Origin of the sequence: Crocosphaera sp. Alani8 (genome assembly GCF_038442745.1) — a bacterium.
In the GTDB taxonomy this organism is placed as follows: Bacteria; Cyanobacteriota; Cyanobacteriia; order Cyanobacteriales; family Microcystaceae; genus Crocosphaera.
In genome coordinates this window covers 1-2,006 of the sequence record NZ_JARVCN010000487.1, presented here as the reverse complement: position 1 = coordinate 2,006, position 2,006 = coordinate 1, and the positions used below count along the sequence as shown (strand labels likewise).

The window sequence follows — 2,006 nt, the reverse complement described above, 5'->3', positions numbered from 1 at the left end:
TGGTTTTATGAACATGGTTTGGAACTTTGTCTTGTCAGGTGCAAGATGTGAGTAAAATGTTTTATCAGTTATTTTGAGGTTAATCAGATGAGATTAGATAGGTTTGAATATACATATAATGAGGGTTTAGATAATGAATGGACAATTGAAGATTGTCAATTAAATCAAATTAATTTAATTGTCGGTAAAAATGCTAGTGGCAAATCAAGAATTCTTAGACCAATATATGTATTATCGGAATTATTAACAGAAAAGATTAAACTTGGTCCTAATGACAGAAAATACAAGTGGAATTTATATTTTAATAATGATAATCCAAAGAAAAAGACTCAATATTTATTAGAAATGGAAAATGGTTTAGTAGTCAAAGAAGAGTTAATTATTGGTGATGAAACTTTGTTGAATAGAGATAAATCTGGTGAAGGTAATATTAAGGCAGTAGAATTAGGAAGAGAAATGCGTTTTCAATCTCCTCAAACAGAATTAGCAGTTGTTAAGCGTAGAGATACGATTCAACACCCCTTTTTAGAAGATATATATCAATGGGCAAATTCTTTAAGATTTTATAAATTTGGTACACAATTAGGAAAAGATCTAGTGGCATCTATTCCCCCAAAAATAGAATTGGTAAAAAAACAAACAGATTTTAAAAATGATGAAAAAGTTATTGGTATTTTTTGGCTTGGTGAAAATGAATTTAAAGATGATTTTACGAATAAGATAATTGAAGATATGGTAGAAATTGGATATCAAATTTCAAAAATAGGAATAAAAGTACCATATATGCTTGAAATTGCGGATATTTCTGATCCTGATGATAATAATAATTTGCCCCAATTTTTATATGTTAAAGAAAATGATTTAAAAGGAATTACCGAACAATCAGAAATGTCTCAAGGAATGTTTAGAGCATTATCTTTATTTATTCAAATAAATTATTCTTTATTAGCAGAAAAACCAAGTTGTATTATTATCGATGATATTGGAGAAGGGTTAGACTATGAAAGAGCTTCTGCTATTATAAAACTATTAATTAAAAAAGCAGAAAAAGGTTTAATTCAACTAATTATGACAACTAATGATCAGTCTATTATGAATGGTGTTCCGTTGGAATATTGGTCAGTTATTGAACGAAAACCGGGTAGTGCAAAGCTACATAATCAATTCAATTCAAAAGAGAAATTTGAAGAATTTGAATTTATTGGACTTAACAATTTTGATTTTTTCACCAGTGAGTTTGCTTTACATGGATTTTCTGAGGAGGAGTAATTAAGATGAATCCCAAGAAAATCGCTATTTTTGTCGAAGGACAAACAGAACAAATATTTGTAGCCAAACTTCTCCAAGAAATGGCTGGAAGAAAAAATATATCTATACAGATTTATAAATTACAAGGAAAAAAGAAGCCGTCTAAACACAAACCTCAATTATTAGAAGATAGAAAGATTGAAAATTCTCCTTTTTTTGCTCTTTTATATGATTGTACTGGTGACTCTCAAGTATTATCTGATATAAACTATCAACATAAAAGTTTAACTCAAAAGAACTATACTAAAATCATAGGTGTGCGAGACTTATATCCTAAATCATTAGAAGATAAGCAAAAAACTGAACAAGCGGATAAAAGAACCATAAAATTCTTCAGGGAAACTGAAATTCCTATTGCTATGATTTTAGCTATCATGGAAGTAGAAGCATGGTTTTTAGCAGAATATAATTTTTTGTCTAAAATAGATAAACGTTTAACTTCTGAGTTTATTTTGCAAAATTATGGACTTGACTTAAGAAAGATTGATATTGAGACAATACCACATCCTTATGATGATTTACAGAAAATTTATCAATTGATTGATCGAAACTATGACAAAAAGAAGGAAGAAGTCACAGAAATTGTTGAATCTATTAATTACCAAGTTCTGCTTTCAGAGGTAGTCAAAAAAGTAAAACAGCTAGAAATAGAAGCTTCTCAAAAAGTCTGGGGGGACTCGCCGAAAGTTAGGGGACAA

Annotated in this window: 2 protein-coding genes; both read left to right on the top strand. The window is 29.1% G+C overall.

Translation table 11 applies throughout. From position 1 onward, the window contains the following. Positions 1-87 precede the first annotated feature (87 nt). Entirely contained in the window at positions 88-1,269 is a 1,182-nt protein-coding gene (locus P9B04_RS24095; protein ID WP_342057493.1) for an ATP-binding protein, read from the top strand. Between the two features lie 5 nt (positions 1,270-1,274). Continuing rightward, positions 1,275-2,006, top strand: a 732-nt coding sequence (locus P9B04_RS24090; protein WP_342057492.1) for a DUF4276 family protein, incomplete at its 3' end; no start/stop codon positions are given.

Coding starts and splice junctions, on each gene's coding strand:
- P9B04_RS24095 (WP_342057493.1), top strand. CDS start 88: ATGAGATTAGATAGGTTTGAATATACATATAATGAGGGTTTAGATAAT.